Below are 501 nucleotides of genomic sequence, written 5' to 3' on the forward strand. Positions count from 1 at the left end.
CTGGATTTTCTACACCGACGGCGACGCCCAGTACGACGCGCGCGAGCTGGCGCTGCTGGCCCGCGCCGTGACCGATGGCGTGGATGTAGTTCAGGGCTACAAAATCAAGCGCCACGACCCGCTTCATCGCATCCTGATCGGCCTGGCCTATCAGTACTTTGTGAAGTTCCTCTTTGGGCTGGTTATTCGCGACGTGGACTGTGACTTTCGCCTGATGCGCCGGGCCATCTTCGACCGCATCCAACTCGAATCCACCACCGGCACCATCACGTTCGAGATGGTTAAGAAAATTCAGGATGCCGGTTACCGCTTTGTCGAAGTGCCGGTAAGCCACTGGTATCGGCAGTACGGCAAGTCGCAGTTCTTCAATTTCCCGCGCGTGGCGCGCACCTTGCTGGCCCTCATCGGCTGGTGGTGGCGCCTGGTGATCAAGCGTGAGCACCTGCAGCCCGCGGCTAAGCCACAGGGAGCGCTTAGGTGACAAGGCGACAGACAAGTCAC

At 59.9% G+C, this 501-nt stretch carries 1 protein-coding gene; it reads left to right on the top strand.

Translation table 11 applies throughout. The features are described from left to right. A partial coding sequence (locus NZU74_20390) for a glycosyltransferase family 2 protein (GenBank protein ID MCS6883688.1) occupies positions 1-481 on the top strand: 481 nt, incomplete at its 5' end. Between the last annotated feature and the right edge of the window lie 20 nt (positions 482-501).

Source organism: Chloroflexaceae bacterium, from assembly GCA_025057155.1.
GTDB lineage: Bacteria > Chloroflexota > Chloroflexia > Chloroflexales > Chloroflexaceae > JACAEO01.